The sequence below is a fragment of the Streptomyces sp. NPDC041784 genome, from assembly GCF_055591025.1.
In genome coordinates this window covers 259,364-274,458 of the sequence record NZ_JBVJAB010000012.1, presented here as the reverse complement: position 1 = coordinate 274,458, position 15,095 = coordinate 259,364, and the positions used below count along the sequence as shown (strand labels likewise).

The window sequence follows — 15,095 nt, the reverse complement described above, 5'->3', positions numbered from 1 at the left end:
TGCCCCATCGCGCATGGCAGGATCGGAAGGGCCATGACTGCGCCCACGAAGCCCCCGCACAGCAGCCCCGCCGACGGCGTCTCCGGAGCGGACCTGCACGCCCCCGTCATCGACTGGTTCGACGACAACGCCCGTGACCTGCCCTGGCGGCACCCCGAGGCGGGCGCGTGGGGCGTGATGGTCAGCGAGTTCATGCTCCAGCAGACCCCGGTCAGCCGGGTCCTGCCGGTCTACGAGCAGTGGCTCGCCCGCTGGCCGCGCCCGGCCGACCTGGCCGCGGACGCCCCCGGCGAGGCCGTCCGCGCGTGGGGGCGGCTCGGCTACCCGCGCCGCGCCCTGCGGCTGCACGGCGCCGCCGTGGCCATAACGGAGCGGCACGGCGGCGACGTACCGTCGGACCACGCGCAGCTGCTCTCGCTGCCGGGCATCGGCGAGTACACGGCGGCGGCCGTCGCCTCCTTCGCCTACGGGCAGCGGCACGCCGTGCTGGACACCAATGTCCGCCGGGTCTTCGCGCGGGCCGTCACGGGTGTGCAGTACCCGCCGAACGCCACCACGGCCGCCGAGCGCAAGCTGGCCCGCGCCCTGCTCCCCGAGGACGACCGGACCGCCGCGCGCTGGGCCGCCGCCTCCATGGAGCTGGGCGCGCTGGTGTGCACGGCCAAGAACGAGACGTGCGTGCGCTGCCCGATCGCCGCGCAGTGTGCCTGGCGGATCGCGGGCAAGCCGGATCACGACGGCCCGCCGCGCCGCGGCCAGACGTACGCCGGTACGGACCGGCAGGTGCGCGGCAAGCTGCTCGCCGTCCTCAGGGACGCGCACGCGCCCGTGCCGCAGGCAGTCCTGGACCGGGTGTGGCACGAGCCGGTGCAGCGCGCGCGTGCGCTGGACGGCCTCGTCTCCGACGGTCTGGTGGAGCCGCTGCCGGGCGGGCTGTACCGCCTGCCGCTGACCTGACGCACGGTCACGTCACAGGCAACCGGCTCCGTCACGGCCCTTCATCACAGTCGGCGGTCGCCACCGTCACACGCACCGTCCGTCAAAATCCGCACTTAGACGGATGATCCGGCCTGCCTCCTTACCCCGAACCCAGTTCCGTTACACAACCGACGGACAGCCGAGCGCTAGCCGCAGGCTGCTTCGGACAGCCCCGTGACAACACCTCCGTAGCTTCGTTTGCGTGCCCACCGAGGGCACGACGACGACGGACCACGGCAGGAAACCGGCGGACGACCGCGAGCCGGAACGGGGAAAACGGAGGGGTTGACCATGGCGCAGGGCGAGGTGCTCGAGTTCGAGGAGTACGTCCGCACCCGGCAGGACGCGCTGCTGCGCAGCGCCCGCCGGCTGGTCCCGGACCCGGTCGACGCACAGGACCTGCTCCAGACGGCGCTCGCCCGGACGTACGGCCGCTGGGAGGGCATCGCGGACAAGCGGCTCGCGGACGCCTACCTGCGCCGGGTCATGATCAACACCCGGACCGAGTGGTGGCGGGCCCGCAAGCTGGAGGAAGTCCCCACCGAGCAGCTCCCGGACGCCTGTGTGGAGGACTCCACCGAACAGCACGCGGACCGCGCCCTGCTGATGGACGCGATGAAGGTGCTCGCTCCGAAGCAGCGCAGTGTCGTGGTCCTGCGACACTGGGAGCAGATGTCCACGGAGGAGACGGCCGCCGCCCTCGGCATGTCGGCCGGAACGGTCAAGAGCACGCTGCACCGGGCGCTCGCCCGGCTCCGCGAGGAGCTGGAGGCCCGCGATCTGGACGCACGCGCGCTGGAGCGTGAGGAGCGGGAGCGTTGCGCGGCGGCCTGACCCAGGCCGGGCCCCCACGGGCCCGAGGCACCTTCCAGGCGGCGATCACGGCGATGTCCGTGCTCGCCGCCCTCGGCCTTTTCCTCTCCTCGTGCGGTACGGGCGGCACCGGCGCCCGGGACGAAGGACCGGCGCACTCCGACACGGTGGAGGGCGCCGCCCCGGCCGCCACACCCTCGACGGCCCCCACCAACACCCTCGGCCGGGTGGACGCGGTCCAGCTCGTCAAGGACGACCCCCAGGTCTCGCCGGAGGTCAAGCACCAGCTGGCGCCCTGCGTCGGCGACGAGTACCCGGTCGACGTGTCGTACGGCGAGCTGACCGACGGCCCGGAGACCGACATCGTGGTCAATGTGCTGACGTGCAGCGACGCCGTCGGCGTCGGCTCGTACGTATACCGGGAGACGGACGGCCGGTACGAGAACGTGTTCCGGACCGAGGAGCCTCCGGTCTACGCGGAGATAGACCGGGGCGACCTGGTGGTGACCAAGCAGGTGTACGAGAGGGGCGACCCGGTGTCGAACCCCTCCGGCGAGAACGTGATCACCTACCGATGGGTCTCGGGCCGCTTCGTCAAGGCGTTCAGCTGGCACAACGATTACAGCGAAGCGGCCGGCGAGGACTTGTAGGACCTCAGGGACCCTCGGGGACCTGTAGGACCCGGGAGCCTGTAGGACCTCAGGACGGCCGCCCTCCGGTGCCGGTCAAAAAAATCTTCCGGCATCGTGAACCGATCGGGCCGCTCGTTCCGATCAATGGATGAGCGGGCGGGGACGGAGCACTCGTCGCGGCCGCCGAATGAACGCGCGACACCGCCCACGCGTCCCCCTCAGGGGGCGCTCCGACAGGCACACGTCACACTGGCGACGGCAACCGACACCAGACGACTACGACCGACACCCAAACGAGGACTGAGAGCACCGGGATGGCAGACCAGACACACGTCCTGTTCGTCGAGGACGACGACGTCATCCGCGAGGCCACCCAGCTCGCCCTGGAGCGGGACGGCTTCGCGGTCACCGCGATGCCCGACGGCCTGTCCGGCCTGGAGGCGTTCCGGGCGAACCGCCCCGACATCGCGCTGCTGGACGTCATGGTGCCCGGTCTGGACGGCGTGAGCCTGTGCCGGCGCATCCGCGACGAGTCCACCGTGCCGGTGATCATGCTTTCGGCCCGCGCCGACTCGATCGACGTGGTGCTGGGCCTGGAGGCGGGCGCCGACGACTACGTGACCAAGCCCTTCGACGGCGCCGTCCTGGTCGCCCGGATCCGCGCCGTGCTGCGCCGCTTCGGGCACGCGGGCGGTGGCGACCGGAGCGAGGAGGCCCCGCCGGACGGTGGTGTGCTGACCTTCGGGGATCTGGAGGTCGACACCGAGGGTATGGAGGTCCGCAGGGCCGGGCAGCCGGTGGCGCTGACGCCGACCGAGATGCGCCTGCTGCTGGAGTTCTCCTCCGCCCCCGGCACGGTTCTCTCCCGGGACAAGCTGCTGGAACGCGTGTGGGACTACGGCTGGGGCGGTGACACCCGGGTCGTCGACGTCCATGTGCAGCGGCTGCGGACGAAGATCGGCCAGGACCGTATCGAGACCGTCCGTGGCTTCGGCTACAAACTGAAGGCCTGAGCGGCGGGGGTATGCGGGGGATGTTCCGGCACCTGGTTTCCGACCGCGTGGAGCGCGCGGGCATCCGCACGGGCCTGCGGTGGAAGCTCAGCGCGGCGATCGCACTGGTCGGCGCGCTGGTGGCGATCGTGCTCAGCCTGGTCGTGCACAACGCCGCCCGGGTCTCCATGCTGGACAACGCACGCGACCTCGCGGACGAGCGGGTCCAGATCGCCCAGCGCAACTACGAGCAGACCGGGCGGGCCAACTTCCCCAAGATCAAGATCGACGACCACAGGCTGCCGCCGGCGCTGCGCGAGAAGGTCGACGACGGGCGGCGGGCGACGTTCGTCTCCGACAGCGCGGGCGGCCCGGACATCTGGGCGGCCGTGCCGCTCAAGGACGGGCATGTCCTGTCCCTGCACACCGGGTTCACCGACCGCAGCACCGACATCCTCAACGACCTGGACCAGGCCCTGGTGATCGGCTCCATCGCCGTCGTCCTCGGCGGCAGCGCGCTCGGCGTGCTCATTGGTGGGCAGCTGTCGCGCCGGCTGCGCAAGGCTGCGACCGCGGCGAACCAGGTCGCGAAGGGCGAGCCGGACGTCCGGGTGCGGGACGCGATCGGCGGGGTCGTCCGGGACGAGACCGACGACCTGGCGAGCGCGGTGGACGCCATGGCGGACGCCCTTCAGCGGCGGCTGGAGGCCGAGCGCCGGGTCACCGCCGACATCGCGCACGAACTGCGCACCCCGGTCACGGGCCTGCTGACGGCCGCCGAGCTGCTACCGCCGGGCCGGCCGACGGAGCTGGTCCTGGACCGGGCGAAGGCGATGCGCACCCTGGTGGAGGACGTCCTGGAGGTGGCCCGGCTCGACGGCGCCTCGGAGCGCGCCGAGCTTCAGGACATCCTGCTGGGCGAGTTCGTCGCCCGGCGGGTGGCGGCCAAGGATCCGGCGGTCGAGGTACGGGTGGTGCACGAGTCGATGGTCACGACCGACCCCCGGCGGCTGGAGCGCGTCCTGTTCAACCTGCTGGCCAACGCCGCCCGGCACGGCAAGCCGCCGATCCAGGTCACCGTCGAGGGCCGGGTCATCCGGGTCCGCGACCACGGCCCCGGTTTCCCCGGGGATCTGCTGGCCGAGGGGCCGCGCCGGTTCCGCACCGGCAGCGCCGACCGCGCCGGCCACGGCCACGGGCTCGGTCTGACCATCGCGGCGGGCCAGGCCCGGGTCCTCGGCGCCCGGTTGACGTTCCGCAACGTACGGCCGGCCGGGGCGCCGGAGCACATATCGGCCGAGGGGGCGGTGGCGGTCCTGTGGCTGCCCGAGCACGCGCCGACGAACACGGGGAGCTACCCGATGATGCCGCTGTCGGGAGCCTGAGCCGAAAGCTCGGGCCCCGGCCCGTCCCCTTTCGGCTCGTACGGGTCTGTCAGCCGAAGTCCTTCGAGAAGTCCAGCTCCTCGCTGCGCTCGGTCAGCGAGTACCAGTTGCCGTTGTCGTCACGGAAGATCGCCTCGATGCCGTACGGCCGCTCCCGCGGCTCCTGGATGAACTCGACGCCGCGCGCCCTGAACGTCTCGTAGTCGCCGCGGCAGTCGTCCGTGCGGAAGGCACCCGCGCCGATGACGCCCTTGCTGACCAGCTTCTTCAGTGCCTCGGAGGAGTCCGGGTCGAGGCCGGGGCCGTCGAGGCTCATCAGGGCGAGTTCGACGTCCGGCTGGTCCTTGGCGCCGACGGTGACCCAGCTCATGTCGCCCATGGCGAGTTCGGTGCGCACCTCGAAGTCGAGCTTCTCGGTGAAGAAGGCCTTGGTGCGCTGCTGGTCGAAGGTCCACACGGTGGTGATGCCCAGGCCCTTGATCATGGTTCCGCTCTCCTGTCGTTCGAGGGGTCCTGTGCGTCACCGTAGGCAGGGCCGGGGTCGGGGTGCTTCTCCGAAGTTGCGGTTCTCGTGGCGGGCCTCGGCGCAGGCTTCGGCGAGGGCCGTGGCGTGGGCCGTGTCGTGGGGAAGCCGCCGGCCCAGAGCATCGCGTAGCAGCCGGGGATCAGCGAGGCGCCGCGGCCGACATGCTTGGTCCGGTACTCGCTGGGGGTGAGCCCGGTGCGGGCCTTGAAGCGGGTGGAGAAGGTGCCGAGGCTGCTGAAGCCGACCAGGTGGCAGATCTCGGTCACGCTGAGGTCGGCGGTGCGGAGCATCTCCTCGGCGCGCTCGATCCGGCGGTGGGTGAGGTACTGACCGGGTGTCTCGCCGTACGCGTCCTTGAAGGCGCGGACGAAGTGGTAGCGGGAGTAGCCGGCGTGTGCGGCCACGGCGTTCAGGTCGAGCTGCGGATCGGCCCAGTCACGGTCCATGGCGTCCTTGGCCAGCCGCAACTGCCGCATCTTGTCCATGAGGCCGATGGTGGCACGGAGCAGTGACAGCGGGGACTGGGGACATGGGGCCATCGGGACATGACGAAGGCCCCCGGGGCGGACACCGACCGGGGGCCTCACATCAGCGGAGGATCAGACCGCCTCGGCGACCGGCGCCGCCGCGGCCGCACCGTCGGCGGAGTCCTCGTCGGGCTTCTGCGGTCCGGCGCCCTTGAGCGGGACCTCCTTGACGAACACCGCCGCCGCCAGCGCGGCCACCGCGACCACGGCACCCAGCAGGAACGCCGAGTGGGTACCGGCCGAGACGGCGTGCTGGTAGGCCTCGCGGGCCGCGGCCGGCAGCTTGGCCAGGCTGGCCGCGTCGAGCTGCGCGGACTGTTCGGTGATCTTCGAGCCGAGCGCGCCGGCCCGCTCGGACATGACGTCCTGGACTCGGTTGTTGAACAGGGCGCCCATGATCGCGACCCCGAAGGAGGAGCCGAGCGTACGGAAGAGGGTGGTGGACGAGGACGCGACGCCCATGTCCTTCATCTCCACGCTGTTCTGCGCGACGAGCATGGTGATCTGCATCAGGCAGCCCATGCCGAGACCGACGACGGCCATGTACACACCGGAGGTGAACCGGGTCGTACCGGTGTCCATCGTCGACAGCAGGTAGAGGCCGACGACCATCAGCACACTGCCGACCAGCGGGAAGACCTTGTACTTGCCGGTGTTCGTGGTGACCCGGCCGGCGACCATCGAGGTGACCAGCATGGCGCCGAGCATCGGCAGGAGCAGCAGGCCGGAGTTGGTCGCGGAGGCGCCCTGCACCGACTGCTGGTAGAGCGGCAGGAAGAGGGTCGCGCCGAACATCACGAAGCCGGTGATGAAGCCGATCAGGGACATCAGGGTGAAGTTGCGGCTGCGGAAGATGTGCAGCGGCACGATCGGCTCGGCGGCCCGGGTCTGCCAGAACACGAACCCGATGAGCGAGGCGACGCCGATGCCGATCAGCTCCATGATCCGCGCGGACGTCCAGGCGTACTCCGTGCCGCCCCAGGTGGTGACGAGGACGATGGAGGTGATGCCGACGGTGAGCAGCGTGGCGCCCAGGTAGTCGATGCGAGCCTGCGAGCGCTTCTTCGGCAGGTGAAGGACGGCGCTGATCAGGCCGAGCGACACCACGCCGAGCGGCAGGTTGATGTAGAAGGACCAGCGCCAGCCCCAGTTGTCGGTGATGGTGCCGCCGACCAGCGGGCCGCCGATCATCGCCAGCGCCATGACGCCGGCCATCATGCCCTGGTACTTGCCGCGCTCCCGCGGCGGGATCAGGTCGCCGATGATCGCCATGACCCCGACCATCAGACCGCCGGCGCCGAGGCCCTGCACGGCGCGGAAGCCGATCAGCTCGCCCATGTTCTGGGCCATGCCGCTGAGCGCGGAGCCGATCAGGAAGATCACGATCGATGCCATGAAGGCGCCCTTGCGCCCGTACATGTCGCCGAGCTTGCCCCAGATCGGGGTGGAGGCCGCCGTCGCGAGGGTGTACGAGGTCACGACCCACGAAAGGTGTTCGAGTCCGCCGAGTTCGCCGACGATCGTCGGCATCGCCGTGCCCACGATCATGTTGTCGAGCATCGCGAGCATCATCGTGATCATCAGCGCGAGCAGGACGACCCGCACGCTCTTCGGCTGTTTGTCCGGCTCCGGCTCGACCGTCCGTATGTCCGCCATCATTCCCACTCCCCTGGGTACCGCCTCGGCCCGCCCACTTACTTGCCGCCCGGCTAGTTACTACACTGGGGAAGGTAGACCCGTCACTAGCCGGTCGTCAAGTAAGTTTCATAGGAGCTCGAGGAGTACGAGGATGGACGTCACCATGGACGGCACGAAGCGGCAGCGCCGCGGCAACACTCGCCAGCGCATCCAGGACGTCGCACTCGAACTCTTCGCCGAGCAGGGCTACGAGAAGACCTCCCTCCGCGAGATCGCGGAGCGCCTGGAGGTCACCAAGGCCGCCCTGTACTACCACTTCAAGACGAAGGAAGAGATCATCGTCAGCATCTTCCAGGATCTGACGAAGCCGATCGAGGAACTGATCGAGTGGGGCAAGGAGCAGCCGCACACCCTGGAGACCAAGCAGGAGATCGTACGGCGCTACAGCCAGATCCTCGCCGACGCGGCCCCGCTCTTCCGCTTCATGCAGGAGAACCAGGCCACCGTCCGGGAGCTCCAGATCGGCGACTCCTTCAAGGACCGGATGCGCGGGCTGCGGGACATCTTCATCGACCCCGACGCCCGGCTCACCGAGCAGGTCCGCTGCGTGAGCGCCATCTTCACGCTGCACGCCGGGATGTTCCTGCTCCAGGACCTCGAAGGCGACCCCGAGGAGAAGCGTGCGGCCGTCCTCGAGGTCGCCGTCGATCTGGTGACCCAGGCCCACGAGGGCACCCACCCGTCCTGACGGACCAGCGGGCTCCTCGGCGAGCGATGCGCGGGGTTGCTCAGAGGCTCAGAGCCCCAGAGACACAGTGGCTCAGAGGCTCAGACCCTTGGCGCGCAGGAAGGCGACCGGGTCGATGGCCGAGCCGTAGTTCGCGGTCGTACGGATCTCGAAGTGCAGGTGCGGGCCACTGGAGTTGCCCGTGTTGCCGGACAGGGCTATGCGCTGACCGGTCTTGACGATCTGGCCGGCCTTCACGTCGACGCGCGAGAGGTGGGCGTACTGGGAGTACGTCCCGTTGCCGTGCTTGATGACGACGGCGTTGCCGTAGGCCGGGCCGTCACCGGCGCCGTTGCCGCCGGCCTTGACGACCGTGCCACCGTGCACGGCCACGACCTTGGTGCCGCTCGGCACGGCGAAGTCCTGCCCGCTGTGGGTGGACTGCCACATGGCACCGGCCTGGTGGAAGCTCGCGGACTTGGCGTACTTCGCGACCGGCTTGACCCAGCCGGTGGCCGCGACGGCCTTCTTGGCGGCGACGGCGGCGACGGGCGCCGCGGCGGGCGCGGCGGCGGACGCCACTCCGGCTCCCAGCACGACCGAGGCACCGAGGGCGGCGGCCCCGACGGCCACGCGGTTGCGAAGCAGGGACGTACGGGAGGAACGGAAAGTGACGCGCTGGAACATCGAAGACCTCATGGGTTCGGGGACAGACAAACCACCCGGCACACGGACGTCCGCCGGATGGCCATCCCTTGGTAACCCCGGGGCCCACAGACCCCCAAACGTGTGATCTACGACGGAAGCTAGTACTTCAGGTCAAAACTTCACAGTCCTTGACAGACACCCTCAACGCCGCAATTTGGACACGAACCACGCCGGAGGCTCGGGCCGCTTCAGACCCCTGGGATGTATGTCCTTTTTGCCCAAATCGACTGATCCACTACCCGCGCTAGTACCCGCCGAACGGCCTGTGCGGCATGTCACCGACCCCCCGACCCAAGGGACTTCGGGATGTGACGGGGGCTACTCCCCTGCCTCGTAGGGCACTTGTGACCCCGGTCACGATCGCATGCAGGGGTCTGTGACCAGCCTCTCATCACCGTCTACCGTCCAGTAACCCGCTGGTTTCCGCCAGTAACCCTTTGGTTCCCCTCAGGCCATCCCCACCGATCAGCATGCCCACGACACCCGGCAATGCAAAGACGCGAGAGGACCCCCCACCATGACCCGAGGCACCTGGACGCGCCGTATAGCCATGACCGCCGTGGCCACCGCCGCCGTCACGGCGATGGCCGTCCCGGCCGGCGCCCAGGCCGCTACGGCCACCTCCACCACCGTCGCCGTCGCCGCCGCGGCGGCGGAGGACGTCGACTACGCCACCTGGCAGACCGACTGCCAGGCCGTGATGAACCAGGCCCTGCCGTACCTGAAGCAGCGCATCGCCGCCGCCAAGCCGGGCGAGAAGCAGGCGATCGTCCTCGACATCGACAACACCACCCTCGAGACGGACTTCGGCTTCAGCTACCCGCAGCCGGCCAACAAGCCGGTCCTCGACGTCGCCAAGTACGCCCAGGAGCACGGCGTCTCGCTGTTCTTCGTCACCGCCCGCCCGGGCATCATCTCCGGGGTGACCGACTACAACCTCAAGTACGTCGGCTACAAGGTCTCCGGCCTCTACGTCCGCGGCTTCCTCGACCTCTTCAAGGACGTCGCCGCGTATAAGACCGCCCAGCGCGTCGACATCGAGAACAAGGGCTACACGATCATCGCGAACATCGGCAACAGCGCCACCGACCTCTCGGGCGGGCACGCCGAGAAGACGTACAAGCTGCCGGACTACGACGGCCAGCTGTCGTAACCCGACGGCGCCGACGACGCCGTCACCACGTACGAGGCCGCGACGGCGCCGCTCACGAGCGGCGCCGTCACCGCGTACAGGCATGCAGAAGGGGCCGGTGCTCGAAAGCACCGGCCCCTTCTGGCGTCGCCGTGAGGCTTACGCCTCCTTGCTCAGGTTCGGCCCGGCACCGCCGGCCGCCTGCTCGATCGGCGGGACGTCGGGCAGCGCCGACTTCTCCTCGCCGCGGAAGGTGAAGGTCTGGGTCTCGCCCTCGCCCTCGGTGCCCACGACCACGATGTGACCGGGACGCAGCTCGCCGAAGAGGATCTTCTCCGACAGCGTGTCCTCGATCTCGCGCTGGATCGTGCGACGCAGCGGACGCGCGCCCAGCACCGGGTCGTAACCCTTCTTCGCCAGCAGCTCCTTGGCGGACTGGGACAGCTCGATGCCCATGTCCCGGTCCTTCAGGCGCTCGTCCACCTTGCCGATCATCAGGTCGACGATCCGCAGGATGTCCTCCTGCGTCAGCTGCGGGAAGACGACCACGTCGTCGACGCGGTTGAGGAACTCGGGCCGGAAGTGCTGCTTGAGCTCGTCCGAGACCTTGTTCTTCATGCGCTCGTAGTTGGACTTCTTGTCGCCGGAGGCCGCGAAGCCCAGGTTGAAGCCCTTGGAGATGTCCCGGGTGCCGAGGTTGGTCGTCATGATGATGACCGTGTTCTTGAAGTCCACGACCCGGCCCTGGGAGTCGGTCAGACGACCGTCCTCCAGGATCTGCAGCAGCGAGTTGAAGATGTCCGGGTGGGCCTTCTCGACCTCGTCGAAGAGGACGACGGAGAACGGCTTGCGGCGGACCTTCTCGGTCAGCTGGCCGCCCTCTTCGTAGCCCACGTATCCGGGCGGGGAACCGAAGAGACGCGACACCGTGTGCTTCTCGCTGAACTCCGACATGTCGAGGGAGATCAGCGCGTCCTCGTCGCCGAAGAGGAACTCGGCGAGCGCCTTGGACAGCTCGGTCTTACCGACACCGGACGGACCGGCGAAGATGAACGAACCACCGGGACGCTTCGGGTCCTTCAGACCGGCACGCGTACGACGGATCGCCTTCGACAGCGCCTTGACGGCGTCGACCTGGCCGATGACCCGCTTGTGGAGCTCGTCCTCCATGCGCAGCAGACGCGAGGACTCCTCCTCGGTCAGCTTGAAGACCGGGATGCCGGTGGCCGTGGCGAGGACCTCGGCGATCAGCTCGCCGTCGACCTCGGCGACGACGTCCATGTCGCCGGCCTTCCACTCCTTCTCGCGCTTGGCCTTGGCGGCCAGGAGCTGCTTCTCCTTGTCGCGCAGGGAGGCGGCCTTCTCGAAGTCCTGCGAGTCGATCGCGGACTCCTTGTCGCGGCGGACGCCGGCGATCTTCTCGTCGAACTCGCGCAGGTCCGGCGGAGCGGTCATCCGGCGGATGCGCATCCGGGATCCGGCCTCGTCGATCAGGTCGATCGCCTTGTCCGGCAGGAAGCGGTCCGAGATGTACCGGTCGGCCAGGGTGGCGGCCTGGACCAGCGCCTCGTCGGTGATGGAGACACGGTGGTGCGCCTCGTACCGGTCACGCAGACCCTTGAGGATCTCGATCGTGTGCGGCAGGGACGGCTCGGCGACCTGGATGGGCTGGAAGCGGCGCTCGAGGGCCGCGTCCTTCTCCAGGTGCTTGCGGTACTCGTCCAGCGTGGTGGCACCGATGGTCTGCAGCTCACCGCGGGCCAGCATCGGCTTCAGGATCGAAGCGGCGTCGATGGCGCCCTCGGCGGCACCCGCACCGACCAGCGTGTGCAGCTCGTCGATGAACAGGATGATGTCGCCGCGGGTGCGGATCTCCTTGAGGACCTTCTTCAGGCGCTCCTCGAAGTCACCGCGGTAGCGGGAGCCGGCGACCAGCGCGCCGAGGTCCAGGGTGTAGAGGTGCTTGTCCTTGAGGGTCTCGGGCACCTCGCCCTTGACGATGGCCTGGGCGAGCCCCTCGACGACGGCGGTCTTGCCGACGCCGGGCTCACCGATGAGCACCGGGTTGTTCTTGGTACGGCGGGACAGCACCTGCATGACCCGCTCGATCTCCTTCTCGCGCCCGATGACCGGGTCGAGCTTGGACTCACGAGCGGCCTGGGTGAGGTTCCGGCCGAACTGGTCGAGGACCAGGGACGTCGAGGGGGTGCCCTCGGCAGGCCCGCCGGCGGTGGCGGTCTCCTTGCCCTGGTAGCCGGAGAGCAGCTGGATGACCTGCTGCCGCACCCGGTTGAGATCGGCGCCCAGCTTGACCAGGACCTGGGCGGCGACGCCCTCGCCCTCACGGATCAGGCCGAGCAGGATGTGCTCCGTGCCGATGTAGTTGTGGCCCAGCTGAAGGGCCTCGCGGAGCGACAGCTCCAGGACCTTCTTGGCACGGGGGGTGAAGGGGATGTGCCCGGACGGGGCCTGCTGCCCCTGCCCGATGATCTCCTCCACCTGCTGGCGGACCGCCTCGAGCGAAATCCCGAGGCTCTCAAGGGCCTTGGCGGCGACACCCTCACCCTCGTGGATCAGGCCCAGGAGGATGTGCTCGGTGCCGATGTAGTTGTGGTTGAGCATCCGGGCTTCTTCCTGAGCCAGGACGACAACCCGCCGCGCGCGGTCGGTGAACCTCTCGAACATCGTTAATCGCTCCTCAGAGCGGTCAGGCAGTGGGGGGAACTTCCCCTCCCTGTCCTTCCGCAGCTTAGTCCCGCAAGCGGGGACCGCTCATTCCAACTGCCGACACCGTCGATGGCCTCCTGACCCCGAACGCCGACATCTGCTCCAACCCGATGGTGCGAGACGATGTTCCCGCAGGCCAGGCAGTTACCCTCACCATCAGTACGCCGATGGCGAACGCGAGACGCCCTTTCCTGCGTGTCGCCCCCTCCCACTAGGCATGTCTTACCCGCTGGGACTGACACTCCATGCCCTGCGCACCGGTTCCCTCCGCTACGGGCGAACAACCTTGCGCCTCCCGACACCCCCGCGCGCTCCGGATTCCGGCACACTGCGCATGCGCGGCGACACCCAGCGTAACTCTCGGGACTTTTGGGCGGTTGCACTTGGCATGGCTGGCTCGGTCCCACCGCTCTCACACCCGCTCGTGCCTCCGTCCGGTCCCCCCTCCGTGCCACCGGCCGCCCTTCCGGCCGCCTCCGCGCACCCCCTGCTGCCCCTCCCCCGCCGCCCGCTCGCTCCCGAGGCGGAAGGCAGGGACACAGGGGTCCACGGCTGGTACGAGAACGAACTGGGGTGGCCGACGGTGCCCGGGGAGCCGGTACGACTTTTGACCGGCGTGCGCTTCGACGTCCTGGACGTACCGGCTTCGGCCGGGTACGCGGCGCTGTGGCGACCGGGGGCTGCCACCGCCCGGCTCGGAGCAACCGCGACAGCGGCGACACCGGCGGCGGCGACACCATCGGCAGCGGCGGCAGCGACAGCGACAGCGACAGGAAACGGTCGCGCCGGTTCGATTCCCGCAGCGGGGAACGGTGGCACCGATCCGCTTCCGGCGCCGGGCTTCCCGGTGGCCGTGTGCGGGGACCGGATGCGGCTGCTGGTGGCCGCGGGCGGCGCGGAGGAACTGGCGGGGATCCTTCAGTGGCTGGAGTGGGGCTCACTGCCACTGGGCCTGACGGCGATCGGCGCGGGCGGGTTCGTCGAGGCCCCCCTGCCTCCGGGCCGCCACCGCGCCGGGCCATTGCAGGGGGCCGCCGTGTGGGTGCGGCCCCCCGTGGCGGGGTGCGAGGTCGAGGCCTCGCTGCCGACGATGTCGGCCCTCGGGGGCGTAGGGAGCGCCCCCGATCTCGTACGACTGGTGAACACGCTGGCCACGGAGTGCCACCGTGTCCGGCTGGGGCGCGCGTGCGCTCAGCCGTTGGCCTTCTCGTAAGCCTCGCGAATCTGCGCCGGAACACGGCCGCGGTCATTGACCTCGTAACCGTTCTCCTTCGCCCACGCGCGGATCTGAGCGGTGTCCTGGCTGCCACCGGAAGCGGCGCGCGCCTTTCCACGCCCACCCGCGGCGCGGCCACCGGTACGCCGGCCGCCCTTCACGTAGGCCTCGAGAAGACCACGCAGCTTGTCCGCATTGGCAGTCGTGAGATCGATCTCGTACGTCTTGCCGTCCAGCGCGAACGTCACGGTCTCGTCCGCCTCGCCGCCGTCGAGGTCGTCGACAAGAAGGACCTGAACCTTCTGTGCCACCGGATTTCCTTTCATCGATAACGTGAGGGCCGGGAGTCCGCGGCGTCCGCCGTTTAGCCGCACCCTGTTATATGCAGTACTGCGTTACATCGGAAAGCAAACCGCTTTTGCTGGGAAAACACAAACCCCTAGCGGAGACCGGCAGCCCGCCCTCCGCCCGGAAACATGCGCGTTTCGGACATAGGGAACCCGGGCAAGCGTGCTCGGCCTGAATGGGGCCAGACGATCACAGATGCAGAAGCATCCGGCTGTTGCCCAAGGTGTTGGGTTTCACTCGTTCGAGTCCGAGGAACTCCGCGACGCCCTCGTCATAGGAACGCATCAGCTCCGCGTAGACATCGGTGTCGACGGGCGTCTCGCCGATCTCCACGAAGCCGTGCTTGCCGAAGAAGTCCACTTCGAAGGTCAGGCAGAAAACGCGGCGAACGCCGAGCCACCGGGCGGTGTGCAGCAACTTCTCCAACAACTGGTGACCGACCCCCGCGCCCTTCAGGCCGGGCTTCACCGCGAGAGTGCGGACTTCCGCCAGGTCTTCCCACATCACGTGCAGGGCGCCGCAGCCGACCACCTCGGCGTTGTCGTCGCGTTCGGCGACCCAGAACTCCTGGATGTCCTCGTAAAGCGTCACCGTCGCTTTGTCGAGCAGGATGCCGCCGCGGACGTACGCGTCAAGGAGTCGGCGTACGGCCGGGACATCGCTGGTCCGGGCCCGCCGGACGGTGATGGCTTTAGCGGTGACTTCGGGGTTCTCGGCGGAGGGGCTCTCTGCGGACATGTGCGGAC

14 protein-coding genes and 1 pseudogene are annotated in these 15,095 nt (G+C 69.2%); 8 read left to right on the top strand and 7 right to left on the bottom strand.

The window, feature by feature from the left end; translation table 11 throughout:
- The first annotated feature begins 33 nt into the window (after positions 1-33).
- The 5 genes from ACZ6D7_RS26415 to cseC all read left to right on the top strand — a co-directional run bounded on the left by ACZ6D7_RS26415 (position 34) and on the right by cseC (position 4,800).
- Positions 34-957 (top strand): HhH-GPD family protein, encoded by a 924-nt coding sequence (locus ACZ6D7_RS26415; RefSeq protein ID WP_469495453.1) that lies wholly within the window; start codon positions 34-36, stop codon positions 955-957.
- Positions 958-1,269: 312 nt separating this feature from the next.
- A complete protein-coding gene (locus ACZ6D7_RS26410; RefSeq protein WP_469495450.1) occupies positions 1,270-1,812 on the top strand; it encodes a SigE family RNA polymerase sigma factor in 543 nt (180 codons plus the stop codon).
- Positions 1,797-2,441 carry a hypothetical protein gene (locus ACZ6D7_RS26405; protein ID WP_469495448.1) on the top strand — a complete coding sequence of 215 codons (645 nt, stop codon included), beginning with the start codon at positions 1,797-1,799 and terminating at the stop codon, positions 2,439-2,441. Before ACZ6D7_RS26410 ends, ACZ6D7_RS26405 begins: the two co-directional genes overlap by 16 nt.
- 296 nt (positions 2,442-2,737) lie before the next feature.
- On the top strand, positions 2,738-3,436 hold the full coding sequence (cseB, locus tag ACZ6D7_RS26400) for a two-component system response regulator CseB (RefSeq protein ID WP_469495445.1): 699 nt from the start codon (positions 2,738-2,740) through the stop codon (positions 3,434-3,436).
- 20 nt (positions 3,437-3,456) lie between these two features.
- Entirely contained in the window at positions 3,457-4,800 is a 1,344-nt protein-coding gene (cseC, locus tag ACZ6D7_RS26395; RefSeq protein WP_469495442.1) for a two-component system sensor histidine kinase CseC, read from the top strand.
- Positions 4,801-4,849: 49 nt separating this feature from the next.
- Here the strand turns inward: cseC and ACZ6D7_RS26390 are convergent, their stop codons facing one another.
- From ACZ6D7_RS26390 to ACZ6D7_RS26380, 3 genes are all read right to left on the bottom strand, one after another.
- Positions 4,850-5,284, bottom strand: a complete 435-nt coding sequence (locus ACZ6D7_RS26390) for a VOC family protein (protein ID WP_469495440.1) — start codon at positions 5,282-5,284, stop codon at positions 4,850-4,852.
- Entirely contained in the window at positions 5,281-5,811 is a 531-nt protein-coding gene (locus ACZ6D7_RS26385; RefSeq protein WP_469495439.1) for a helix-turn-helix transcriptional regulator, read from the bottom strand. The genes ACZ6D7_RS26390 and ACZ6D7_RS26385 overlap by 4 nt, the downstream gene beginning before the upstream one ends.
- Before the next feature lie 114 nt (positions 5,812-5,925).
- The gene (locus tag ACZ6D7_RS26380; protein WP_469495539.1) at positions 5,926-7,509 is read right to left on the bottom strand and encodes an MDR family MFS transporter; all 1,584 of its coding nucleotides are present in this window, start codon (positions 7,507-7,509) and stop codon (positions 5,926-5,928) included.
- A gap of 133 nt (positions 7,510-7,642) precedes the next feature.
- On the opposite strand from ACZ6D7_RS26380, the gene ACZ6D7_RS26375 reads away from it, so the two are divergent.
- Positions 7,643-8,239: a TetR/AcrR family transcriptional regulator gene (locus tag ACZ6D7_RS26375; RefSeq protein WP_469495437.1), complete on the top strand. Its 597-nt coding sequence runs from the start codon at positions 7,643-7,645 to the stop codon at positions 8,237-8,239.
- 72 nt (positions 8,240-8,311) lie between these two features.
- Here the strand turns inward: ACZ6D7_RS26375 and ACZ6D7_RS26370 are convergent, their stop codons facing one another.
- Positions 8,312-8,905 carry a M23 family metallopeptidase gene (locus ACZ6D7_RS26370; RefSeq protein ID WP_469495435.1) on the bottom strand — a complete coding sequence of 198 codons (594 nt, stop codon included), beginning with the start codon at positions 8,903-8,905 and terminating at the stop codon, positions 8,312-8,314.
- Positions 8,906-9,443: 538 nt separating this feature from the next.
- Between ACZ6D7_RS26370 and ACZ6D7_RS26365 the strand changes: the two genes are divergently transcribed.
- A complete protein-coding gene (locus ACZ6D7_RS26365; RefSeq protein ID WP_469495433.1) occupies positions 9,444-10,079 on the top strand; it encodes an HAD family acid phosphatase in 636 nt (211 codons plus the stop codon).
- Positions 10,080-10,217: 138 nt separating this feature from the next.
- Here the strand turns inward: ACZ6D7_RS26365 and ACZ6D7_RS26360 are convergent, their stop codons facing one another.
- Positions 10,218-12,743, bottom strand: coding sequence for an ATP-dependent Clp protease ATP-binding subunit (locus ACZ6D7_RS26360; protein WP_469495430.1), 2,526 nt, complete (start codon positions 12,741-12,743; stop codon positions 10,218-10,220).
- Positions 12,744-13,608: 865 nt separating this feature from the next.
- Here ACZ6D7_RS26360 and ACZ6D7_RS26355 point away from each other — a divergent pair.
- A pseudogene (locus tag ACZ6D7_RS26355) lies at positions 13,609-13,998 on the top strand (SCO3374 family protein); the annotation flags it as partial.
- On the opposite strand, the gene ACZ6D7_RS26350 reads toward ACZ6D7_RS26355, so the two are convergent.
- Together ACZ6D7_RS26350 and ACZ6D7_RS26345 are read right to left on the bottom strand one after the other, a co-directional pair.
- Positions 13,977-14,312 carry a histone-like nucleoid-structuring protein Lsr2 gene (locus ACZ6D7_RS26350; protein WP_469495427.1) on the bottom strand — a complete coding sequence of 112 codons (336 nt, stop codon included), beginning with the start codon at positions 14,310-14,312 and terminating at the stop codon, positions 13,977-13,979. The pseudogene ACZ6D7_RS26355 and the gene ACZ6D7_RS26350 overlap by 22 nt on opposite strands.
- Positions 14,313-14,538: 226 nt before the next feature.
- Complete coding sequence (locus ACZ6D7_RS26345; protein WP_469495425.1) at positions 14,539-15,087, bottom strand: amino-acid N-acetyltransferase; 549 nt, start codon at positions 15,085-15,087, stop codon at positions 14,539-14,541.
- Positions 15,088-15,095 lie beyond the last annotated feature (8 nt).